The sequence below is a fragment of the Polaribacter sp. M10 genome (assembly GCF_054968445.1).
Map to the genome: position 1 here is coordinate 14,220 of NZ_JBSSBG010000002.1, position 19,424 is coordinate 33,643.

Annotated in this window: 21 protein-coding genes; 12 read left to right on the top strand and 9 right to left on the bottom strand. The window is 30.3% G+C overall.

Translation table 11 applies throughout. The features are described 5' to 3' along the window. Nucleotides 1-46: 46 nt before the first annotated feature. The 3 genes from ACWYN7_RS02730 to brnQ form a co-directional block, all read right to left on the bottom strand. Nucleotides 47-1,051 carry a sugar kinase gene (locus ACWYN7_RS02730; RefSeq protein ID WP_462858314.1) on the bottom strand — a complete coding sequence of 335 codons (1,005 nt, stop codon included), beginning with the start codon at nucleotides 1,049-1,051 and terminating at the stop codon, nucleotides 47-49. 224 nt (nucleotides 1,052-1,275) lie between these two features. Beyond that, on the bottom strand, nucleotides 1,276-2,061 hold the full coding sequence (locus ACWYN7_RS02735; protein WP_462858315.1) for an alpha/beta fold hydrolase: 786 nt from the start codon (nucleotides 2,059-2,061) through the stop codon (nucleotides 1,276-1,278). Nucleotides 2,062-2,175: 114 nt separating this feature from the next. Beyond that, nucleotides 2,176-3,444, bottom strand: coding sequence for a branched-chain amino acid transport system II carrier protein (gene brnQ / locus ACWYN7_RS02740; protein WP_462858316.1), 1,269 nt, complete (start codon nucleotides 3,442-3,444; stop codon nucleotides 2,176-2,178). Nucleotides 3,445-3,484: 40 nt separating this feature from the next. Here brnQ and ACWYN7_RS02745 point away from each other — a divergent pair, with 40 nt between their 5' ends. Then, nucleotides 3,485-4,273, top strand: coding sequence for an alpha/beta fold hydrolase (locus tag ACWYN7_RS02745; protein WP_462858317.1), 789 nt, complete (start codon nucleotides 3,485-3,487; stop codon nucleotides 4,271-4,273). Between the two features lies 1 nt (nucleotide 4,274). Here the strand turns inward: ACWYN7_RS02745 and ACWYN7_RS02750 are convergent, their stop codons facing one another. Beyond that, nucleotides 4,275-5,435, bottom strand: coding sequence for an MFS transporter (locus ACWYN7_RS02750; RefSeq protein WP_462858318.1), 1,161 nt, complete (start codon nucleotides 5,433-5,435; stop codon nucleotides 4,275-4,277). A 6-nt stretch (nucleotides 5,436-5,441) separates the two neighbouring features. Further along, nucleotides 5,442-6,491, bottom strand: a complete 1,050-nt coding sequence (gene thiL / locus ACWYN7_RS02755; RefSeq protein ID WP_462858319.1) for a thiamine-phosphate kinase — start codon at nucleotides 6,489-6,491, stop codon at nucleotides 5,442-5,444. A 105-nt stretch (nucleotides 6,492-6,596) separates the two neighbouring features. On the opposite strand from thiL, the gene ACWYN7_RS02760 reads away from it, so the two are divergent. From ACWYN7_RS02760 to ACWYN7_RS02770, 3 genes are read left to right on the top strand one after another with little or no spacing between them, the layout of a single operon-like run. Further along, on the top strand, nucleotides 6,597-8,027 hold the full coding sequence (locus ACWYN7_RS02760; protein ID WP_462858320.1) for a choice-of-anchor B family protein: 1,431 nt from the start codon (nucleotides 6,597-6,599) through the stop codon (nucleotides 8,025-8,027). 29 nt (nucleotides 8,028-8,056) lie between these two features. Next, nucleotides 8,057-9,379: a hypothetical protein gene (locus ACWYN7_RS02765; RefSeq protein ID WP_462858321.1), complete on the top strand. Its 1,323-nt coding sequence runs from the start codon at nucleotides 8,057-8,059 to the stop codon at nucleotides 9,377-9,379. Next, on the top strand, nucleotides 9,376-10,131 hold the full coding sequence (locus ACWYN7_RS02770) for an MbnP family protein (protein ID WP_462858322.1): 756 nt from the start codon (nucleotides 9,376-9,378) through the stop codon (nucleotides 10,129-10,131). The genes ACWYN7_RS02765 and ACWYN7_RS02770 overlap by 4 nt, the downstream gene beginning before the upstream one ends. A gap of 97 nt (nucleotides 10,132-10,228) precedes the next feature. Here ACWYN7_RS02770 and ACWYN7_RS02775 read toward each other — a convergent pair whose 3' ends face one another. From ACWYN7_RS02775 to ACWYN7_RS02785, 3 genes are read right to left on the bottom strand one after another with little or no spacing between them, the layout of a single operon-like run. Further along, nucleotides 10,229-10,669: a YHS domain-containing (seleno)protein gene (locus tag ACWYN7_RS02775; RefSeq protein WP_462858323.1), complete on the bottom strand. Its 441-nt coding sequence runs from the start codon at nucleotides 10,667-10,669 to the stop codon at nucleotides 10,229-10,231. A 53-nt stretch (nucleotides 10,670-10,722) separates the two neighbouring features. Further along, nucleotides 10,723-11,175: a large conductance mechanosensitive channel protein MscL gene (gene mscL, locus ACWYN7_RS02780; RefSeq protein WP_462858324.1), complete on the bottom strand. Its 453-nt coding sequence runs from the start codon at nucleotides 11,173-11,175 to the stop codon at nucleotides 10,723-10,725. A 42-nt stretch (nucleotides 11,176-11,217) separates the two neighbouring features. Continuing rightward, on the bottom strand, nucleotides 11,218-12,192 hold the full coding sequence (locus ACWYN7_RS02785) for a LuxE/PaaK family acyltransferase (RefSeq protein ID WP_462858325.1): 975 nt from the start codon (nucleotides 12,190-12,192) through the stop codon (nucleotides 11,218-11,220). Between the two features lie 178 nt (nucleotides 12,193-12,370). Between ACWYN7_RS02785 and ACWYN7_RS02790 the strand changes: the two genes are divergently transcribed. From ACWYN7_RS02790 to ACWYN7_RS02820, 7 genes are all read left to right on the top strand, one after another. Further along, a complete protein-coding gene (locus ACWYN7_RS02790; protein ID WP_462858326.1) occupies nucleotides 12,371-12,787 on the top strand; it encodes a hypothetical protein in 417 nt (138 codons plus the stop codon). A 5-nt stretch (nucleotides 12,788-12,792) separates the two neighbouring features. Continuing rightward, the gene (locus ACWYN7_RS02795) at nucleotides 12,793-13,137 is read left to right on the top strand and encodes a DUF4377 domain-containing protein (RefSeq protein ID WP_462858327.1); all 345 of its coding nucleotides are present in this window, start codon (nucleotides 12,793-12,795) and stop codon (nucleotides 13,135-13,137) included. Nucleotides 13,138-13,149: 12 nt separating this feature from the next. Beyond that, the gene (locus ACWYN7_RS02800; protein WP_462858328.1) at nucleotides 13,150-13,851 is read left to right on the top strand and encodes a hypothetical protein; all 702 of its coding nucleotides are present in this window, start codon (nucleotides 13,150-13,152) and stop codon (nucleotides 13,849-13,851) included. A gap of 11 nt (nucleotides 13,852-13,862) precedes the next feature. Beyond that, on the top strand, nucleotides 13,863-14,273 hold the full coding sequence (locus ACWYN7_RS02805; protein WP_462858329.1) for a hypothetical protein: 411 nt from the start codon (nucleotides 13,863-13,865) through the stop codon (nucleotides 14,271-14,273). Between the two features lie 4 nt (nucleotides 14,274-14,277). Then, on the top strand, nucleotides 14,278-14,814 hold the full coding sequence (locus ACWYN7_RS02810) for an RNA polymerase sigma factor (RefSeq protein WP_462858673.1): 537 nt from the start codon (nucleotides 14,278-14,280) through the stop codon (nucleotides 14,812-14,814). Further along, entirely contained in the window at nucleotides 14,814-16,100 is a 1,287-nt protein-coding gene (locus ACWYN7_RS02815) for a hypothetical protein (RefSeq protein WP_462858330.1), read from the top strand. Before ACWYN7_RS02810 ends, ACWYN7_RS02815 begins: the two co-directional genes overlap by 1 nt. Before the next feature lie 179 nt (nucleotides 16,101-16,279). After that, the gene (locus tag ACWYN7_RS02820; protein WP_462858331.1) at nucleotides 16,280-16,624 is read left to right on the top strand and encodes a hypothetical protein; all 345 of its coding nucleotides are present in this window, start codon (nucleotides 16,280-16,282) and stop codon (nucleotides 16,622-16,624) included. Here ACWYN7_RS02820 and ACWYN7_RS02825 read toward each other — a convergent pair. Then, nucleotides 16,612-17,670, bottom strand: a complete 1,059-nt coding sequence (locus ACWYN7_RS02825; RefSeq protein WP_462858332.1) for an isoaspartyl peptidase/L-asparaginase family protein — start codon at nucleotides 17,668-17,670, stop codon at nucleotides 16,612-16,614. The two genes, ACWYN7_RS02820 and ACWYN7_RS02825, sit on opposite strands and share 13 nt — an antisense overlap. A 126-nt stretch (nucleotides 17,671-17,796) precedes the next feature. Between ACWYN7_RS02825 and amaB the strand changes: the two genes are divergently transcribed. After that, complete coding sequence (amaB, locus tag ACWYN7_RS02830; RefSeq protein WP_462858333.1) at nucleotides 17,797-19,338, top strand: L-piperidine-6-carboxylate dehydrogenase; 1,542 nt, start codon at nucleotides 17,797-17,799, stop codon at nucleotides 19,336-19,338. Nucleotides 19,339-19,424 lie beyond the last annotated feature (86 nt).

Here is a 19,424-nt window from a genome sequence, read left to right on the forward strand (position 1 = left end):
GGCAAGAAAATGAATTTTCTTGCCTTTTTTAATATATAACGTAAACCTATCGTTTTAAACGACCAGTAGTATTTCCTTCTAAAATACTGATCACATCACTTTCTGTGGCGTAATTTACATCACCCATATACGTATGTTTAATAGCACAAGCTGCGCTACCAAACTCCATAGCTTTATAATCGTCAAATTTTTGTAAACCATGAATTATACCAGCTGCATAAGCATCGCCTGTACCAATTCTATCTATAATATGTGTAATATCTAAATCTTGAGTTTCTTTAAACTCTTTACCATTCCACATTCTGGCTCTAATTTTATGCCAAGAAGAATTAATTGAAGTTCTAATTTTATCAAACACTTTTTCTATGGATGGAAATTTCTCTATTAATTGTTTACTTGCTTCAATAAAATCTTCATTTGAGAAAGAATAATCAGTACCTAAAAGCTCATTAATTTCATTAACACCACCTATAAAAATGGTAGAATAATTTACCAATTCTGATAAAACTTCTTTTGGATCTTCGCCATAATTCCAAAGACCACTTCTGTAAGTTGGGTCTGCAGAAACTTGCATTCCTTTTGCTCTTGCTAATTTTAAACCTTCTAATAGAGTGTCTTTACTTCCTTTATTTAAAGCAGGTGTAATCCCTGTCCAATGAAACCATTTTCCTTTTTTTAAGGCATTTTCCCAATCAACCATTTCTGGCTGAATTTCAGAAAAAGAAGAATGAGATCTGTTATAAGAAATAGAACTAGGTCTCATAACTGCACCTACTTCTAAAAAGTAAACACCTAAAGGTCTTTTAGAACGCACAATAGCAGAAGTACTTACATCGAATTTTCTTAAATAAGAAATAGCAGTGTCTCCAATAAAATCATCAGAAATACAAGAAATATGTTTAACGTCTCCGCCAAAATTAGCAATTGAAATACCCACGTTAACTTCTGTACCTCCAAAATAAAACTCAACATTATTAGATTGAATAAATTTCTTATTTCCACGAGGAGAAATACGCATTAATACCTCGCCAAACGTAATTATCTGATTCATATTAAATTCTTTTGAATTACAAAGATACTTCATAAAAATCTATAAAAAGATTATTTTAATTTTAAATAATTAAAAAATTATTGCACATTAAATAATCTGAAAGCCCCATAAACAAAGGGTTTTATAGAATTACGATTCTATCCGAAGAAAAAAATAATCAAGAAAAAATAGACAAAAAGTGAAAAATAAAGGAAATTGGTTAACCAATTCTGCAAGCAATTTAACTATGCATTTAAAGAAGTAATAAAACGAATTGTTTGGCTATTAAACGCATCTGGTTGTTCTACATTTACCACATGTCCACAATTTTCAATTACAAAAAGCGATGCTTTTTTATGCAACTTTACAATATTTTCTATGGATGGTAAAAACAGATGATCTTCTGCACCCATAATATAAAAGGTAGGTATATTAATATCTTTGGTTCTAAAAAAACGCAATAGCGGATTAATTTCTGATGTTAATTTAAACCAACGTAAAAATTCTTTTTGATATAATTTTTTAGCCTCATTTACAAAAAGTAATCTCGATTTTTTATGATTTTTCTTAGGCATAATGATAAAAGCAAACAGCTTATACAATAACATATAAGGCACTACAGATTTAAAAATATTACCCACTTTCATTAATACTTGAGAGCGGAAATTCATTTTTATAATTGCGCCACCCATAATCATACTTTGTACTAATGTTGGCTTTTTTTCTGCTAAATTTCTTATTAAAATAGTACCCAAAGAAATACCTACAAAATGAGATTTTTCAATTTTTAAATGATCGATAACCTCAACAATATCAGCAGTAATAGAATCGAAAGTATATTTAGGATTAAATGTATCTTTTAACTTTGGTTTGCTATTTCCATGACCTCTTAAATCTAAAATTAATACATTAAAGTGCTTCTTAAAATCGCGCACTTGCTTGTACCAAATAGAACTACTGCCTCCTGCACCATGTACAAAAGTTACCCATTCTTTAGAAGTGGTATGTGGATATGAATAATAGTTTAACAAGAGTTTCTATTAAAGTTCTAAAATAATAATCGCAAAAATAGGCTTTTTAATTTTATTGAAATTAAAAGTAAAATTTATAACAGTTATTCACACTATAAAAATAAATAGAAAAAATTATTTACTGACTTTCTTCAAATTCAACAATCCAAAAACCAATAAAGCTGGTAAAACCCAACCCAAACTATGTTTGGCTAAAGGAATTACATTTACAATACCTGTTAAATTTTCTCTTGGGATGATAAACCCTAAAAAATCTGGAATACTAAAAATAAAGGTTACTAAAATTACACCTCTAAACACCAATTTAGAAGCGTATTTGTCTGGTACAATATTTAAAATAATGAGCATAATAGTTATTGGATACAAAAACATTAAAGCTGGCACTGCTATTGTAATGATAAAATCTACTTGATAACTACCCACAAAAACCCCAATAATTGAAGCAACAGCAGCTGTAATTATGTAAGCCTTTTTAGAATCGTTGCAAATTCCTTTAATATAATCTGCTGTACCTGTTACAATACCAACTGCTGTTGTAAAACAAGCCAAAGCCACTAAAACACTTAAAAAAGTTGCACCTAAATTCCCTAAAGTTTGTGTACTTAAACTGGTTAAAATTTCGGTTCTAGAAGCGTTTTCTGCAAATGTTGATGATAACAACGAACCACTTAAAATTAAACCTCCATAAATTAATAATAAACCTGTGCCTGCTATAAAACCTGCTTGTCGAATTAATTTTCTTTTGGCATCAAAAGTGGTGTGTGAACTATAGTTTAATGAGATAATAATTACGGCTCCTACAACTACACCAGCAATGGCATCAAACGTTTGATAACCTTCTAAAATACCATCTACAAAAGGTTTTTTTAAAGTTGATGGACCTACAGTTCCTTGAGCTGTAAAAGTAACAATTGCAATAATTAACAATAAAATAATTACAATAATTGGAGTTAAAAACTTACCTATTAAACTAATGATTTTGGAACGATTTACCGCAAAAATAAAAACCAATAAAAAATAGATAATACTGGTTAAAATTGGTAAGGAATCGAAAAATGGCTGAATTGCAATTTCGTGTGTAACTGCTGCAGTTCTTGGAGATGGAATGGCAACTGCTATAATGTAGATTAAAAAGCAAAAAATGGTACTAAAAACCGGAGAAACCTTTTTTCCAAAATCGTAAAGAGTTCCTTGTAATTTTGCGTGTGCAAAAATTGCCAAAATAGGAATAGTAACTCCTGTCAATACAAAACCTAAAACAACAATCCACCAATCTAAACCTGCTTTTGCTCCCAAACTTGGAGGTAATATTAAATTTCCTGCTCCAAAAAAGAGCGAAAAAAGTGCAAAACCTGCAATCCAAATTTCTTTTGTTTTGTTCATTTTAGATGAATTTATATTCTTGAAATATACATATTTTTGTATGATGCAAAAATCAATCACATTTAAAAATGCCAACATTTCTTTTTCTGATTCTGGAAAAGGAACTGCAGTTGTTCTAATTCACGGGTTTTTAGAGAATTCTACAATGTGGAACAACATTACACCTCAACTTTCTACGGATAACAGAATAATTACTGTGGATTTATTAGGTCATGGTAGTTCAGAATCTATTGGTTATATCCATTCTATGGAATTATTTGCAGAAAGTATTGAAGCTGTTTTACATCACCTAAAAATTAAAGAATATTTTTTAATTGGGCATTCTTTAGGTGGCTATGTTGCTTTGGCTTTGGCTGAAAAAAATCCGAAGAAAATAAAAGGTTTGTGTTTAATGAATTCTACTTCTAACGAAGATTCTACAGAACGTAAAAACCTAAGAACAAGAGCCAATAAAATGGTTCAGAATAGCTTTGAATCTTTGGTAAAAATGTCTGTTTCTAATTTGTTTCATCCAGAGAATTTATCAAAATACAAAACAGCAATAGAACAAATAAAAAAAGAAGCGCTACAAACTTCTTTACAAGGTTATATGGCTGCTAATGAAGGGATGAAATTAAGACCCAACAGAAACCATGTTTTACAAGAAAACTCTTTTAAAAAATTGATGATTATTGGTCAAAAAGATCCTGTTTTAGAGTATAATTCTTTATTAGAAGAAGCTAAAAATACCAATTCAGATTTTGTTGTTTTTCCTGACGGACATATGAGTCATATTGAAAACCGAAACGAATTAATATCAACTTTAACATCTTTTATTAGAGAAGTTTAAATTAAGGTTTCTTTTTTAGTTTAAAAACGGTTAACAAAGAGGCTAGAAGCATAATTGCAGCTAAAAAAATGTAACTCATAACTAGATTACTCCAATTAGAAATGGCACCAAGAATAACTGGGCCAACTAAAAATCCTATAAATCCAATTCCTGAAACTATAGAAATAGCAAAAGAGGTTTCTAATTCTTTGGTTTTACCTGCAACTCTATAAATTTCCGGAATTATTACAGATAAGCCCAATCCTAAAAACCCAAAACCAATTACGGTTACATATAAACTGGCTGTAATAATTAATAAATAGGCAAAAAATGCTAAGAGCGTACCAAAAAGAATGGTTTTTAAAGAACCAAACTTTGTACTAAAACCATCGCCTAAAAAACGTCCAATAGTCATTGTTAACGAAAAAACAATAAAACCTAAACCTGCTTTACTTTCAGATACTTTTATTACATCAAAAAGAAATAAATTGCTCCAATGTTCTACAGCACCTTCATTAAATAATACAATAAAAGCAATAATAGATAGTATAATAAGTGGTTTAATATTTTTATAAAAAGATTGTTTTTTAGGCTGTGTTTTTATTGCATCAACCTGAACATTTTTATAGCTTTTAGATAAAAACAAATTAGACAAAATTACAATTACAGAAATGCCAAGCATGTGCAATTGTGGATTAGAAAATTGACTCATATACAAGCTACCCAAAGAAGCACCAATAAAACCACCCAAGCTAAAAAAGCCATGTGCAGCAGACATAAAATTTTGATTTTCTCGTTTTTCTATAGTGGCTGTTAATGCATTTAAAGAAATGTCTGTAAAAGCAGAACTTAAACCAACTAGCAACAACGCAGCACAAAGAAATATATAATTGCTCGCTAATAAAGGCAAATTAAAAACCAATGCTAATATTATAATTCCTGTTTTTGTTGATGTGCCTAAACCTATTTTTTTATTGATTTTCGGAATAAAAGGAATGGCCAACAACAAACCTAAAGCCGTAAAAAATAACGCAAAACCAATCTCTGCATCGTTTAATTGAAACTTTGTTTTTATTGATGGAATGTATAAAATCCAAGTTCCTATTAAAATGTTAATCGAAGAAAACACCCAAGAAGGTGCCAAAAAAATTAGGTTAGAGAGTATTAATTGTAAAGATTTCATTTAAAATTAATCTTCTTGCAAAGCATTCCAACCCTGAGCTTTTAATGCTATTTCTTGATTTGCTCTTGTAATTAATTGCAACCCTTGGTTTTCTGCGGTAACATGCCCAATAATCGAAAAATTAGGATTTGCTTTTATTTTATCAAAATCTGCAATTGGCACTGTAAACAACAATTCATAATCTTCGCCACCACTTAAAGCCACCATTGTAGAATCTAACTCAAATTCTTCGCAAGTAGAAATAACTTGTGGATCTAAAGGCAATTTATCTTCATAAATTTTACAACCTACTTTACTTTGTGTACAAATATGAAATAGTTCTGAAGATAATCCATCAGAAATATCGATCATAGCAGTTGGTTTTACCTCTAATTCTTTAAACAAACCAACAATATCTTTACGCGCTTCTGGCTTTAATTGACGCTCAATTAAATACGTATAATTGTCTAAATCTGGTTGATTATTTGGGTCTACTTTAAAAACTTGTTTTTCTCTTTCTAACACTTGCAAACCTAAATACGCTGCACCCAAATCACCAGAAACCACAATTAAATCTGTTTCTTTTGCGCCATTTCTATAGACAACATCTTCTTTGTTGGCTTTACCAATAGCAGTTATAGAAATTAAAATTCCTTTGGTAGATGATGTTGTATCTCCACCAACCAAATCAACTTTATACGTATTACAAGCCAGCTGAATACCAGCATACAATTCTTCGATTGCTTCTAAAGGAAAACGATTAGAAACTGCTATAGAAACTGTAATTTGCTCTGCAGTTCCATTCATGGCATACACATCAGATAAATTAACCATTACAGCTTTATAGCCTAAATGCTTTAAAGGCATATAGCTTAAATCGAAATGTACGCCTTCAATTAATAAATCTGTGGTTACTAAAGTTTGTTGTTCTGAAGCAGATAATACTGCAGCATCATCTCCAATAGCTTTTACTGTTGATGCATTTTCAACGTTAAAATATTTTGTAATATGCTTAATTAAGCCAAACTCACCAAGTTCGGCTAACGATGTTTTTTGTTGATTTTTGTCTTCTAACATGCTGCAAAGATAAGTACATTCTAAAAATTGAGAGGATTAGTTTAACAGAGAAAAGAGATTATATTTCAATTTATAATGTATTTTTGGATTAAAACAGGTTTTAGTATGAAAAAAACTACATTTTTCCTCCTTTTTTTATCTCAAATTATAGTTGCTCAAACACCATGTGTAAACGGATTTGCAGGTAATTATCCTTGTAATGATTACGATTTACTTTCTCATTTTTCAATTTCAGAAATTGCTGGTTCTGGAGCAGAAGGTAATGATAGTTGGGGTTGGACAGACCCAAACACACAAAACGAATATGCATTAATGGGCACAACAAAAGGCATCACTTTTATAAATATTACAGATCCATTATCGCCAATAATTTTAGGAACTTTAGCAACAAGCACTGTAAATAGTTCTTGGAGAGATGTTAAAGTATACAACAATCACGCTTTTATTGTGAGTGAAGCTAGTAATCACGGAATGCAAGTTTTCGATTTAACAAAGCTTAGAAATGTAACAAATCCGCCTGAAGTATTTTTGGCTGATACTCATTTTACAGAATTTGGAACAGCGCATAATATTGTAATAAACGAAGACAGTGGTTATGCGTATATAGTTGGTGCTAGTAAAAATTCTACCTACAAAGGTGGCCCTATTTTTATCAATATTCAAAATCCAACCAACCCAATTTTAGAAGGTGGTTTTGGAGAAGGTGGTTATGCACACGATGCACAAGTTATAACTTATAATGGCCCTGATTTAGATTATACAGGCAAAGAAATTTTAATTGGTAGTAACGAAAATGAAGTTGTAATTGCAGATGTTACAGACAAAACTGCGCCTAAAATTATTTCTACAATTACTTATACAGATGTAGAATATACGCACCAAGGTTGGTTTACAGAAGATTTAAAATATTTTATTTTAGGTGATGAACTTGATGAAATTAGAGTAGGAAACAACACCAAAACTGTAATTTTCGATTTTACAGATTTAGACAATCCTTTACATCATTTCGATTATTATAGTGATGCAGCTGCAATAGATCATAATGGTTATGTTAAAAACAACATTTATTACCAAGCGAGTTATACTGCAGGAGTTAGAATGTTAGATATTTCTGATATCGAAAATAAAACAATTACAGAAGTTGGTTTTTTTGATACCTATCCTAATAACAACAGCACTGCTTTTAATGGCGCTTGGAATGTTTATCCTTATTTTCCGAGCGGAAATATTATTGTAAGTGATATTGATAATGGCTTTTTTGTCATCAGAAAAAGTGGAACATTAAGCCTAGAAAATCAGAAATTAGAATCGAGATTTTCTATGTTTCCCAATCCAACATCAAACAAAACAACTATTAAATCTTTAAATGGTGAATCTATTAAAAACATTAAAGTTTACTCTTTAGTTGGGCAAAAAATAGCTGAAAAAAACAACATAAATAGCACTCAATACGAACTTAATATTAGCAATATTAATAAGGGAATATACCTAGTTAAAGTAAATGATAATCAAACCACTAAACTTATAATTCATTAAAAAAAGAACATAACCATTTTTAAAAAAAAATGAAAAAAATTTGTTACGCAACAATCCTTTTCCTTTTTGTTTGCTGTACTAAAAAACAATTAGAAGATTTACCAACTTTGGCTACAGGAGAACCCAGTTTTGTAAAAACTTTTGGAGGTACTAAAAACGATGTTTTTCAATCAGTTGTAGCTACTTCAGATGGTGGTTATGCCATTTTAGGTTATACACAAAGTAACGATTTAGATATTGAAACAAAAACTGATGAAAGCTTCGATTTTTGGTTGATGAAATTTTCTTCGGATGACAATTTGCTTTGGCAAAAAACCTTTGGAGGTTCTGATGATGATAGAGGCACAGATCTAATTGCTACAAACGATGGCGGTTTTGCCATTTTTGGCTATAGCAAAAGTGCCGATTCTGATGTTTCTAATAACGCAGGTGCACAAGATTTTTGGCTATTAAAAATTACTGCTGATGGTACTATTACTTGGGAAAAAAGCTTCGGATTTATTGGTGCAGATACAGGCACAACTTTATTACAAACCTCAGACAATGGCTTTTTAATAACAGGCGTTTTAGATGTTACAGCTTCTAATGGAGAAGGCAATGCAAAAACTGCTCAAAAACACGCAGGTGGAGATGTTTGGGCCATAAAAACAGACAATTCTGGCAATTTAGAATGGAGCAGATATTTTGGTGGCTCTTTTACAGACACTCCTTTTGGGGTTGTAGAAACTGCAGATAATAGCTATATAATTGCAGCATCTTCAGACAGTAACGATTTTAATATTTCTAACAATTTAGGAACTTACGATTTCTGGATTTTAAAAATTTCTTCGGATGGAAATCTAATCTGGGAAAAGAATTTTGGCGGTTCAGAAATTGATGAACCAAGAGGAATAACCACCACAAACGATGGTAATTTTATAATTGTTGGTGATACTAGAAGTTCTGATAAAGATGTAAGTTTTAACAATGGTGCAGCAGATTTATGGATGCTAAAAATATCTACAGATGGAAATCTAATTTGGGAAAAAACATTTGGTGGTACTAGTTTTGATGTGTCTCGTTCCATTTCTAAAACACAAGACAATGGCTTTTTAATTGCAGGTTATTCTAGAAGTACAGACAACGATTTTACAAATTTTGGTCAAAATGATGCTTGGCTTTTAAAAGTAGATGCATCTGGAAATAAAATTTGGCAAAAGTTTTTTAGTGGCTCAGAAAATGATTTCCTTTTTGATGCTATCGAAATAAACAATACCTCAATAATTGCAGTTGGAGAAAGTTCTAGTGCAGACCAAGATATTTCTGAAAATAAAGGCTTTTCTGATGCGTTAATTGTTAAAACAGAAAAATGAAAACATTTATAAACTTCGTTTTTTTATCAATCATTTTATTTACTTCTTGTAAAAATGAAATTGATTGTTGTGTTTTTCCTGAAAGCACAAATGTTACTTTAAAATTTACTCATAATTGGGCAGGTACAGATTTAACATCCGAAGATTTTAATGAATTTAAATTTACCACTGAAAATGGAGAATCTATCAGTATAGAAAGACTAAGATATTTGGTTTCTAACATCACTCTTGGTGAAGATTCCAAAGATTATCAACTTATAAATATTGGTGAAAATACTGGTTTTGAAATCGAATTTAATGAGATTACCACAGGTATAAAATCACTAAAATTCACATTTGGTTTTACAGATGAAGATAATATTGATGGTATTTATCAAGATTTAAATTCAGTTTCTTTTAATGTACCAGGAATGTTAGGTGGTGGATATCATTTTATGCAATTTGATGGCAAATACAAAGACAAAAACAACACAGATGCTGGTTTTAATTACCACGTAATTAGAGCTGTAGATAATTCTGATGCTAATAATTTAATATTCGAAGACACTTCTTTTGAAGTTGATTTGGGCAATATAGAAATAACCAATACTGCTACTATAGAAATTAAAATGGATATTTCTGAGTGGTTTAAAAACCCTAATACTTGGAATTTAAACGAACTAAACACAGTTTTAATGCCCAATTTTGATGCTCAAAAATTAATGAATGCTAATGGAAAAACAGTGTTTTCTTTGGGTAGTATAAATCAGTAATTAAAAACGAAACTTTTGTAAATAAACAGAGGGCTGATAAAATCAACCCTCTTTCTAAATAACTCAGGCATGAACTAACCCCTTTTTGCGCTGGTTATTAATATTCTATAATAGCTGCCCAATTGGCATCTGCTTTCTTTTTTAAATCTTCTGCTCCTTCCTCTTTCCATAACTCTAACGTATTTATTCCCCAAGAATTGTAGAACAAGTATAATTTTTTATCTCTAATTTGAAAAGTTTCTGGATCTATACCAACCTTTTTAGCTTTAACCCCCACAGCATAAGCACAATATCCACCATAAGCAGGAACATATTTTTTTGGATTTTTTTTAAAAATTTCTAAATTTTCTTTTGTTGAGAACTTAAATTTTACGCCATCAAACTCAGTTGTAAACTTTTTATCGCCTTCTACAGCTTTATTACTAAAGTAAGCAACCACATCATAACCTTCTGCTACATATCCTTTTTTAAGGTTATAATTCTGACTAAAAGTAGTTATAGAAATCGTTATAAATAAAATAGTAATTATAGGTTTCATCGGGTTTTGTTTTGCTTTTGGTCGATGAAAAATTGTAATCATTACAGCACGAATTATTTATCTAAAAGCTTCATTAAGTAAGCATTCTGCTTTTCTAGAAGTTCGTTGGTTTTGGTCATTAATTCAATATTTTTTGGGGTAGCCACTGTTTTATTTTTTGGGTCGTCTGCTTTTTGTTTCATTTGATTCATAACTTTAACAACCAAAAAAACAGTAAGCGCAATAATTAAAAAATCTACACCAGCTTCTATTAATTTGCCATAACCAATAGCTATTTCTTCTATTTTAGGTTTGCCATCAGCTAAAATAGCTTCTCTTAAAATAATTTTTTTATTCTCCCAATTTGCACCATCTGTTAGTAAAGTTAGTGGTGGCATTAATACTTCTTTTACTAAAATGTTAACCACTTTATTAAATGCTGTACCTATTATCACACCAATTGCAATATCGATCATGTTTCCTTTTACAGCAAAATCTTTAAACTCTTGTAATAACTTAAATTTCATAATTTTTAATCTTTTTCTTTGTTTTTATTTTTTTTGATTGGTTTACAAAACCATTAAATTACAGCCTCTTATATCAGAATTATCAAAGCGTCCAATAATTTCGAACGTATCGTTTTCATAGACTTTTCCTAAATCTTGAGTGGCTATAAAAGAACAAGAATTGTAATTTGCCAAATCAATTACGTTAATTCCGCCAGTTTTTCCCATTGTTTGAATGGTTAAGGCGTCTTCTGTGTCTCTGGTTAAAATCTTCATCCAAGGTGGCGTTTTAAAAATACCATTTCCTTTAGAATACCCTTGACTTAATAATTCTGTCATTCCATATTCTGAGTGGATTTCATCAACCCCAAAACCATCAGAAAGTAATTGATGCAACTCATTTCTAATCAATTCTTTTCTTCTGCCTTTCATTCCTCCAGTTTCCATAACAATAGTGTTTTGTAAGTTAAATTGATATTTTTCTATCAAATCTAACAACGCAAAAGAAACCCCAATTAGCAATACTTTTTGGCCTTTTTTATCTAAATTGATGAGTTTTGTGGCCAATTCATCTAAATTGTTTAGGTAAAATCCGCTTTCTATATTATTGGTTTTTCGAATTAAATCATCAACCATAAAAACCAAAGAAGACCCTTTTCTTTCTAAATAATTGGGCAATAATGCCAAAACTACATAATCTTCTATATTTCCATAAAAATGAGCAAACCCTTTTAAATAACTTTCTTTATAAAGGCTAATATCGGTTACAAAATGCTTACTTGTAATACTACCTGTTGTTCCAGAACTTGTAAAAATCTCTTCAATTTTTTCTTGGGATGAAAGTATTTCTCTAGATTTAAAAAACTGAATGGGCAAAAAAGGAATCTCTTCTATTTTAGTAACATCAGAAGGATGTTTGTACAGCAAATCGCAAAAAGAACGATACACTTTATTGTGTTTAAACTGATGTTTAAAAACGGCCAAAGCTGCTTTTGTAAAATCTTCTTCGTTTTTTATGTTAAATATGGTTTCTTGCATAAACTCTTAAAATTACCAACAACTCGTTTGCTATTCTGGTTTTGTCTTTTAAAAAAAATCCTCTTGTAAAAGAGAAACTGTATAAAGAATAATACAATAAAAATTCTTTTTTTACAAAAATACTATTATTCAACGCAACCCTTTTGGTCTTTTTACATCTTCTAAGAAACAACTAAAAATGATAAAAAAAATAGTGCTTGTATTTGCCTTTGTTTTTTTGTGTATTTCTTGTCAAGAAAACAACAATAACATCGATATTAACAACGAATCTGTTATAGTAAATAATGCACTTTTTTATGAAACATCAACCGATAATTATACCATAACTAACGTAACTTTAGAAGGAGATTTATTAACTATAAAAATTAGCAGTAGTGGTTGTGATAGCAATTCTTGGAAAGCTGTTTTAATAGATGCCAATGAAATTTTAGAATCTTATCCTGTGCAAAGAAATTTAAAACTTTATTTAGAAAATACTGAAGCTTGTTTGGCAGTTTTTGAAAAAGAATTTACGTTTCATATATCCGCTTTAAAAGAAGGTTTTTCTGAAGTAACTTTAAATTTAGAAGGATGGAATACTCAAATAAATTACTAATTACTATGAAAAAATTCACTTATCTCATTTGCATAACAATTGGTCTTTTGTCTTGTAATGATAACAACTTAATTACACCAGAAAAAACACTAATTGTAGCTTCTAAACTTGGAGATTGTGTGGGTTTAGATTATCAAAAATGTTTATTAGTTAAAGAAAATGAAACAGAAAATTGGCAATATTTTTATGGTTCTATTGTTGGTTTCGAATACCAAGAAGGCTTTGAATATGTAATAAAAGTATCTGAAAGACAAATTGAAAATCCGCCCGAAGATGGGCCTTCTATAGAAACCACATTACTAGAAATTATTTCAAAAACAGAAAAAACATCAGAAAACTTACCCCTTTAAAAACTAAAAATTATGCAACTAAAAAACTACTTAATTTTAGCATTTGCTACTTTAATATTTGCTTGCGAAAGCAATACGAATATTGATGAAGATATAGACCCAAACAATTTATTACTTGGTAATTGGGTAGAACCTTTTTACGAAAACGAAACCACAACTTATAAAAGAAGCAGTGCTTTGCCAGACGAAGGTTATGGAATTACTTTTCAGAAAAACGGAGAGTTCATAGAGAGAACTTCGGGTTGGTGTGGTACACCTCCACTAAGCTATTTTAATGTAAATGGTTCTTATACAAAACAAGACAATTTAATTAACATTTCTACACAAAGTTACCCAACTTCTTTTGGATGGAGAATTATAGAAGTTACCGAAACTAAATTGGTGGTAAAAAGAGAATTAACAGAACAAGAAAAAGACCATAGAGCATTAATGGATTTGTTTAATGAAATCTCAAATATTGCTTATGGCGAAACTTGTTCTAACCCAAACAACTGGACATTTGCTGCTTATGGTTCAAAAGCTTGTGGAGGTTCGCAAGGTTATTTACCTTATTCTAAAAACATTGATGAAGCTTCTTTTTTACAAAAAATAGAAACTTATACAGAAGCCGAAAAGGCTTATAATATAAAGTGGAGCATTGTTTCAGATTGCTCTATAATTAGCACTCCTAAAAGTGTTGCATGTAATAACGGATACCCAACTTTAATTTATTAAACCTAAATATTATGAAAAAAATTATATTACTAATTGCTGCCGTATTTCTTTTTTACGCTTGTTTAAATGATGAAAACTCAGACTATGTAAACTATGGTTACGAACTTTTACCCATAGATGAATATACAACACCAGCTTCTTTTACTTATGGCGAAAAAGACACCATAAAAATAAAATATACCCTTAAAAATGATTGCTATATTTTTGATCATATTTATTACGAATACGATGACTCAACTAGAATTGTTGCTGTACAAACAGTAGTAGATTTAGATAAAACCTGCAATGACGAAGCTACACAATACGAATACGATATGATAATTACAGCAATACAACAAGAAGACTACATTTTTAAATTTTGGAAAGGAGAAGATAATAATGGCGAAAATATTTTTGAAGAAGTCGTAGTTCCTGTAAATTAGAAACATCGAACTAAAAGAACTAATACAGAAATGTTGTGAGCAAGATTTGGATGCTCAGTCTAAAGTTTATCACTTATTTGCTGATAAACTTTTTGCTGTTTGTTTAAAATATTCTAGAAATTATCAAGATGCAGAAGACAACCTACAAGACAGTTTCTTAACCATTTTCGATAAAATAAAACAGTACAAATACAAAGGCTCTTTTGAGGGTTGGATAAAAAGAATAACAATTCATACAGTTTTACAAAAATACAGGCAAAAAGCACCTTTAGAAGTTGTTAATGAGGTTATAGGTGATGTAGAAAACGAAGAATTAGAACTAGAAAATTCTGTTTTTAATGTTGATGTTTTATTGGCTTGTATACAGCAATTACCAGACAGATATCGTTTGGTTTTTAACTTATATGTTTTAGACGATTATACGCATAAAGAAATTGCAGAGTTGCTAAAAATATCTGAAGGAACTTCGAAATCGAATTTGTCTAGAGCTAGAAAAATTTTAAAAGAAAAATTAGAAATCCATCAAAAAAAGTTGAATTAATGGATCATAAAAACATCGATAAATTGTTTCAAGAACAGCTTAAAAATTTGGAGGTTTCTCCAAACAAAAGCGCTTGGAATAATATAGAAACCAAACTAAAAAAGAAAAAGCGTAAAGTTTTTCCTATTTGGTGGTTTTCTGGTGCAGCTGTTGCCGTATTAATTTTAGGGTTCTTTATTTTTCCTTTTGCTGAGAATGATATTCAAAATACTCCAAATTCTTTTGATGAAATTATCACTACAATTCCTAAAGAAAAGAAAACCATAGAAAAGAAAATAGACAGTATTATTACTGACAAAATTTTAAAAAATGATGTTTTAATTTCTAAAAACACATCAAACAATACTTCCAAAAATAACACCCAAAAATTTTCTGAAAAACATCAAAATAAAGTTTTATCAAAACCAATAAAAACGAAACAATCATTACAAATTTCTTCTTTTTCTTTTGATTTAAATTCAACTGAATTCCAAGATCATATCACTTTATTTTCATCAAAAGAAATACTTAAAAAAGAAGATATACATCAATTAAACATCAAAGATTTATCAGAAGAAATAAAAGATAAAATCATTGCTATTTCTGAGTTAAAAAATTGGTCTGTAACTCCTGTTTTTGCTGTTTTACAATCCAATTCTTTTACAAACTCTTCTCCTATTAATAAAAATTTAGCCAGCTCTACAAAAGGTGAAAACACCTATTCTTATGGGGTACAAATTGCTTATAAAATCAATAAAAAATGGACAATTCAATCTGGTATTCATCTGCAAGAAATGAGCTATTCTAACAATCAAATAAACATTTCATTTTCTGAACAAAGCAATACTACAACCACACAATTTACAAACGGAGATACTTTTTCTTTTGTAGAAAACAACAACAATTTTTTGAGCTTAAGTAGCGATTTTACGAGTACATTGAGTACAAATGGCAACCTAACTCAAAATTATGGTTATGTAGAAATACCTGTAGAACTAAAGTACAACCTCTCTAACAACAGAAAATTAGAAACACAAATTGTAACCGGATTTAGCTCTCTTTTTCTAAATAAAAATAATGTAAACTTAAACACAGAAAACCTTTCTACCACACTAGAAGCTAAGAATTTAAACAGCATAAATTTTAGTGGAAATTTAGGTTTCGATTTTAATTACTTATTTGATAAAAATTGGTCTTTGCAACTAAACCCGATGTTTAAAGTTCAATTGAACACTTTTAATGAAGATTCAAATGGTTTTGCACCCTTTAATTTAGGTATTTATACAGGAATTAAATACAACTTCTAAAACCAATTTAGCAAAAAATACGTATGTAATTTACTGATTATCTATTAGATCATACATTTTAACGAAACATATTGCTAAAAAACTAAAAAAACTACTAATTTTGTTTGCTTTTTTGAATTAGCATTTAGAGTTTCTTAAAAATGATTGCGTGATATTTTTTTAATTTAAAAGATGTAGAAATGAAACTTATTGAAGTTACTTATAAAACACTATTGGGCACCAAAAAGATTATTAAAATCCCCAATAGAAAACCCTCACAATGGATCATTTATAAAGATAATGAACCAAAATATTACGTAGATCTCTACGATTTATCTAACGAATCTAACTCTATGATGAATAGCTTAGTTTTATGTGCTAAAAGAACCATGCAAGAGGTTTTAAAAATGATTAATAAAAAGCATAATATTAACCTTTCTACTCAAAATATTTCGCTCTCTAGGTTTTCTAAAAAAATAGATTCTAAAGTTATTGAGCTAAATTTAGAGCCTTTGCCAGAAAAATGGTTAGATTATTCTTTGTAAATTTTTACAATTAATGTTCCTTTATCGTTCATAGAAGCTCTGTACATACCAGCAGTATTAAACTCGAAAGACATATTACCGTTTTTATCAAGAGCTACAACACCACCTGTTCCTCCTAATTGGGTTAACTTATTTTGAATAACATCTGTTGTAGCTTCTTTTAATGTTTTTTGTTGATATTCCATTTGCGCAGAAATATCATACGCAACTTGACTTCTTATAAAATACTCGCCCCAACCTGTTGAAGAAACTCCACAAGTTAAATTGTTGGCGTAAGTACCAGAACCAATAATTGGAGCATCTCCAATTCTTCCCCATCGTTTGTTGGTCATTCCTCCAGTAGAAGTTCCTGCAGCAATATTTCCGTATTTATCTAAAGCTACACAACCCACAGTTCCAAACTTGCTGTTTTTAATATCTGAATCGTAAAAAGCAGCAGTTTTATCATCATGATCTAATTCTGTTTTTTCTCTGTCTTTTATTCTTTGTAAAGATTTAAAGCGTCTTTCTGTATAAAAGTAACTCGGGTCTACAATTTCTAATCCTTTTTCTTTAGCAAATGTACTTGCTCCATCACCAGAAAGCATAACATGCTCTGAATCTGTCATTACTTTTACAGCAAGTTCAATAGGACTTTTAACGTCTTTTACACCAGCAACTGCACCAGCATTTAAAGTTTTTCCATCCATAAAAGAAGCATCCAATTCGTTTGTGCCAGAATTGGTAAAAACAGCTCCTTTACCTGCATTAAATAATGGAGATTCTTCCATTACTTGTATGGTTTTTACTACTGCTTCTTGACTTGTACCTCCATTTTTTAAAATAGTATGGCCAACTTTTATAGCTTCTGCTAATTTGGCTCTGTAAGCAGCTTCTTTTTCATCAGACATATTTTTTTTTAAAATTGTGCCTGCTCCACCATGAATAATAATCGCAAATTCATTTTGTTTGGTGGTTGTACTTTTTTCTTCGGATGGTGAATCTGACTCAGTTTTACATCCTAATAAAATCATTAAAAAAGCAAGAAAAAGAAATTGTGGTTTCATATTTAAATGTTTAATATTAAACAAAAACTATTGTTATTGTTTAATTATTTATAAGTGAATTTATTCGTAAATTCGAAGTTCTAAAATAAAGATTTTTTAGTCAAATAACTTAAAACAAAATACAAAATGACAGATTTTGGAATAAAACAAGCATTATTAACCTTAGGTTTACAAGATATAAATGAAGGAACTTCTACAGGAAACACAAATTTTTCTAGCGGAGAAATTATAACAAGTTACTCTCCTGTTGATGGTAAAATCATCGGAAAAGTAAAAGCAACATCAAAAGAAGATTATACAAAAGTGATGTTAGAAGCTGAAAAAGCTTTTAAAACTTGGCGAACAAAACCTGCACCTTTAAGAGGTGAAATTGTACGTCAGTTTGGAGAAAAATTGCGCAATAAAAAAGAAGCTTTAGGGAAATTGGTATCTTATGAAATGGGGAAAAGCTATCAAGAAGGTTTAGGAGAAGTGCAAGAAATGATTGATATCTGCGATTTTGCAGTGGGTTTATCACGCCAATTACATGGTTTAACCATGCACTCAGAAAGACCAGGACATAGAATGTACGAACAATATCATCCTTTAGGAATTGTTGGTATTATTTCTGCTTTTAATTTTCCTGTAGCTGTTTGGGCTTGGAACACAGCTTTAGCTTGGATTTGTGGTGATGTTTGTGTTTGGAAACCCAGTGAAAAAACACCTTTATGTGGTGTAGCTTGCCAAAATATAATTGCAGAAGTTTTAGCCGAAAATAATTTGCCTGAAGGTATTTCTTGTTTAATTAATGGCGATTATAAAGTGGGAGAATTCATGACAAAAGATAGCAGAATTCCTTTAGTTTCTGCAACAGGATCTACAAGAATGGGTAAAATTGTGGCTAAAGAAGTTGCTGGACGATTAGGGAAATCTTTATTAGAATTGGGTGGAAATAACGCCATTATTGTAACTCCAGATGCAGATATAAAAATGACCGTAATTGGTGCTGTTTTTGGTGCTGTAGGTACTGCTGGCCAAAGATGTACATCTACAAGAAGATTAATTATACATGAATCTGTTTATAATAAAGTAAAAGAGGCTGTTGTAAAGGCTTACAACCAATTACGCATAGGAAATCCGTTAGACGAAAACAATCATGTAGGTCCTTTAATTGACACAGATGCTGTTAAAATGTATGAAAACGCATTAACAAAAGTAGTTGAAGAAGGTGGAAATATTATTGTTGATGGTGGTGTTTTAAAAGGAGATGGTTACGAATCTGGTTGTTATGTAAAACCTGCCATTGCAGAAGCTAAAAACGAATTTGAAATTGTACAACAAGAAACTTTTGCACCTGTTTTATACTTACTAAAATATTCTGGTGATGTTTCAAATGCTATAGAAATTCAGAATGGAGTTGCACAAGGTTTATCTTCTGCAATAATGACTAATAATTTACGAGAAGCTGAAGCTTTTCTATCAGTAGCTGGTTCTGATTGTGGAATTGCAAATGTTAATATTGGAACTTCGGGTGCAGAAATTGGTGGCGCTTTTGGTGGCGAAAAAGAAACTGGAGGCGGACGTGAATCTGGTTCTGATGCATGGAAAGTGTATATGCGTAGACAAACCAACACGATTAATTACACCACAGATTTACCTTTGGCTCAAGGCATTAAGTTCGATTTGTAAACCGGAATTGAAAATTGTTTGTTTTTAGAATTAAAATTTAACATAAAATACATCTCACTTTTTTGTAATCAGGTAATATAAAACCA

Excerpts from the sequence above, each read along its gene's own strand:
- thiL (WP_462858319.1), bottom strand. The coding sequence starts at position 6,491 with ATGTTAGAAGACAAAAATCAACAAAAAACATCGTTAGCCGAACTTGGT.
- ACWYN7_RS02765 (WP_462858321.1), top strand. The coding sequence starts at position 8,057 with ATGAAAAAAATTTGTTACGCAACAATCCTTTTCCTTTTTGTTTGCTGT.
- ACWYN7_RS02820 (WP_462858331.1), top strand. The coding sequence starts at position 16,280 with ATGAAACTTATTGAAGTTACTTATAAAACACTATTGGGCACCAAAAAG.
- ACWYN7_RS02790 (WP_462858326.1), top strand. The coding sequence starts at position 12,371 with ATGATAAAAAAAATAGTGCTTGTATTTGCCTTTGTTTTTTTGTGTATT.
- ACWYN7_RS02825 (WP_462858332.1), bottom strand. The coding sequence starts at position 17,670 with ATGAAACCACAATTTCTTTTTCTTGCTTTTTTAATGATTTTATTAGGA.
- ACWYN7_RS02815 (WP_462858330.1), top strand. The coding sequence starts at position 14,814 with ATGGATCATAAAAACATCGATAAATTGTTTCAAGAACAGCTTAAAAAT.
- ACWYN7_RS02795 (WP_462858327.1), top strand. The coding sequence starts at position 12,793 with ATGAAAAAATTCACTTATCTCATTTGCATAACAATTGGTCTTTTGTCT.
- ACWYN7_RS02770 (WP_462858322.1), top strand. The coding sequence starts at position 9,376 with ATGAAAACATTTATAAACTTCGTTTTTTTATCAATCATTTTATTTACT.
- mscL (WP_462858324.1), bottom strand. The coding sequence starts at position 11,175 with ATGAAATTTAAGTTATTACAAGAGTTTAAAGATTTTGCTGTAAAAGGA.
- ACWYN7_RS02805 (WP_462858329.1), top strand. The coding sequence starts at position 13,863 with ATGAAAAAAATTATATTACTAATTGCTGCCGTATTTCTTTTTTACGCT.
- amaB (WP_462858333.1), top strand. The coding sequence starts at position 17,797 with ATGACAGATTTTGGAATAAAACAAGCATTATTAACCTTAGGTTTACAA.
- ACWYN7_RS02730 (WP_462858314.1), bottom strand. The coding sequence starts at position 1,051 with ATGAATCAGATAATTACGTTTGGCGAGGTATTAATGCGTATTTCTCCT.
- ACWYN7_RS02785 (WP_462858325.1), bottom strand. The coding sequence starts at position 12,192 with ATGCAAGAAACCATATTTAACATAAAAAACGAAGAAGATTTTACAAAA.
- brnQ (WP_462858316.1), bottom strand. The coding sequence starts at position 3,444 with ATGAACAAAACAAAAGAAATTTGGATTGCAGGTTTTGCACTTTTTTCG.
- ACWYN7_RS02775 (WP_462858323.1), bottom strand. The coding sequence starts at position 10,669 with ATGAAACCTATAATTACTATTTTATTTATAACGATTTCTATAACTACT.
- ACWYN7_RS02750 (WP_462858318.1), bottom strand. The coding sequence starts at position 5,435 with ATGAAATCTTTACAATTAATACTCTCTAACCTAATTTTTTTGGCACCT.
- ACWYN7_RS02800 (WP_462858328.1), top strand. The coding sequence starts at position 13,150 with ATGCAACTAAAAAACTACTTAATTTTAGCATTTGCTACTTTAATATTT.
- ACWYN7_RS02760 (WP_462858320.1), top strand. The coding sequence starts at position 6,597 with ATGAAAAAAACTACATTTTTCCTCCTTTTTTTATCTCAAATTATAGTT.
- ACWYN7_RS02745 (WP_462858317.1), top strand. The coding sequence starts at position 3,485 with ATGATGCAAAAATCAATCACATTTAAAAATGCCAACATTTCTTTTTCT.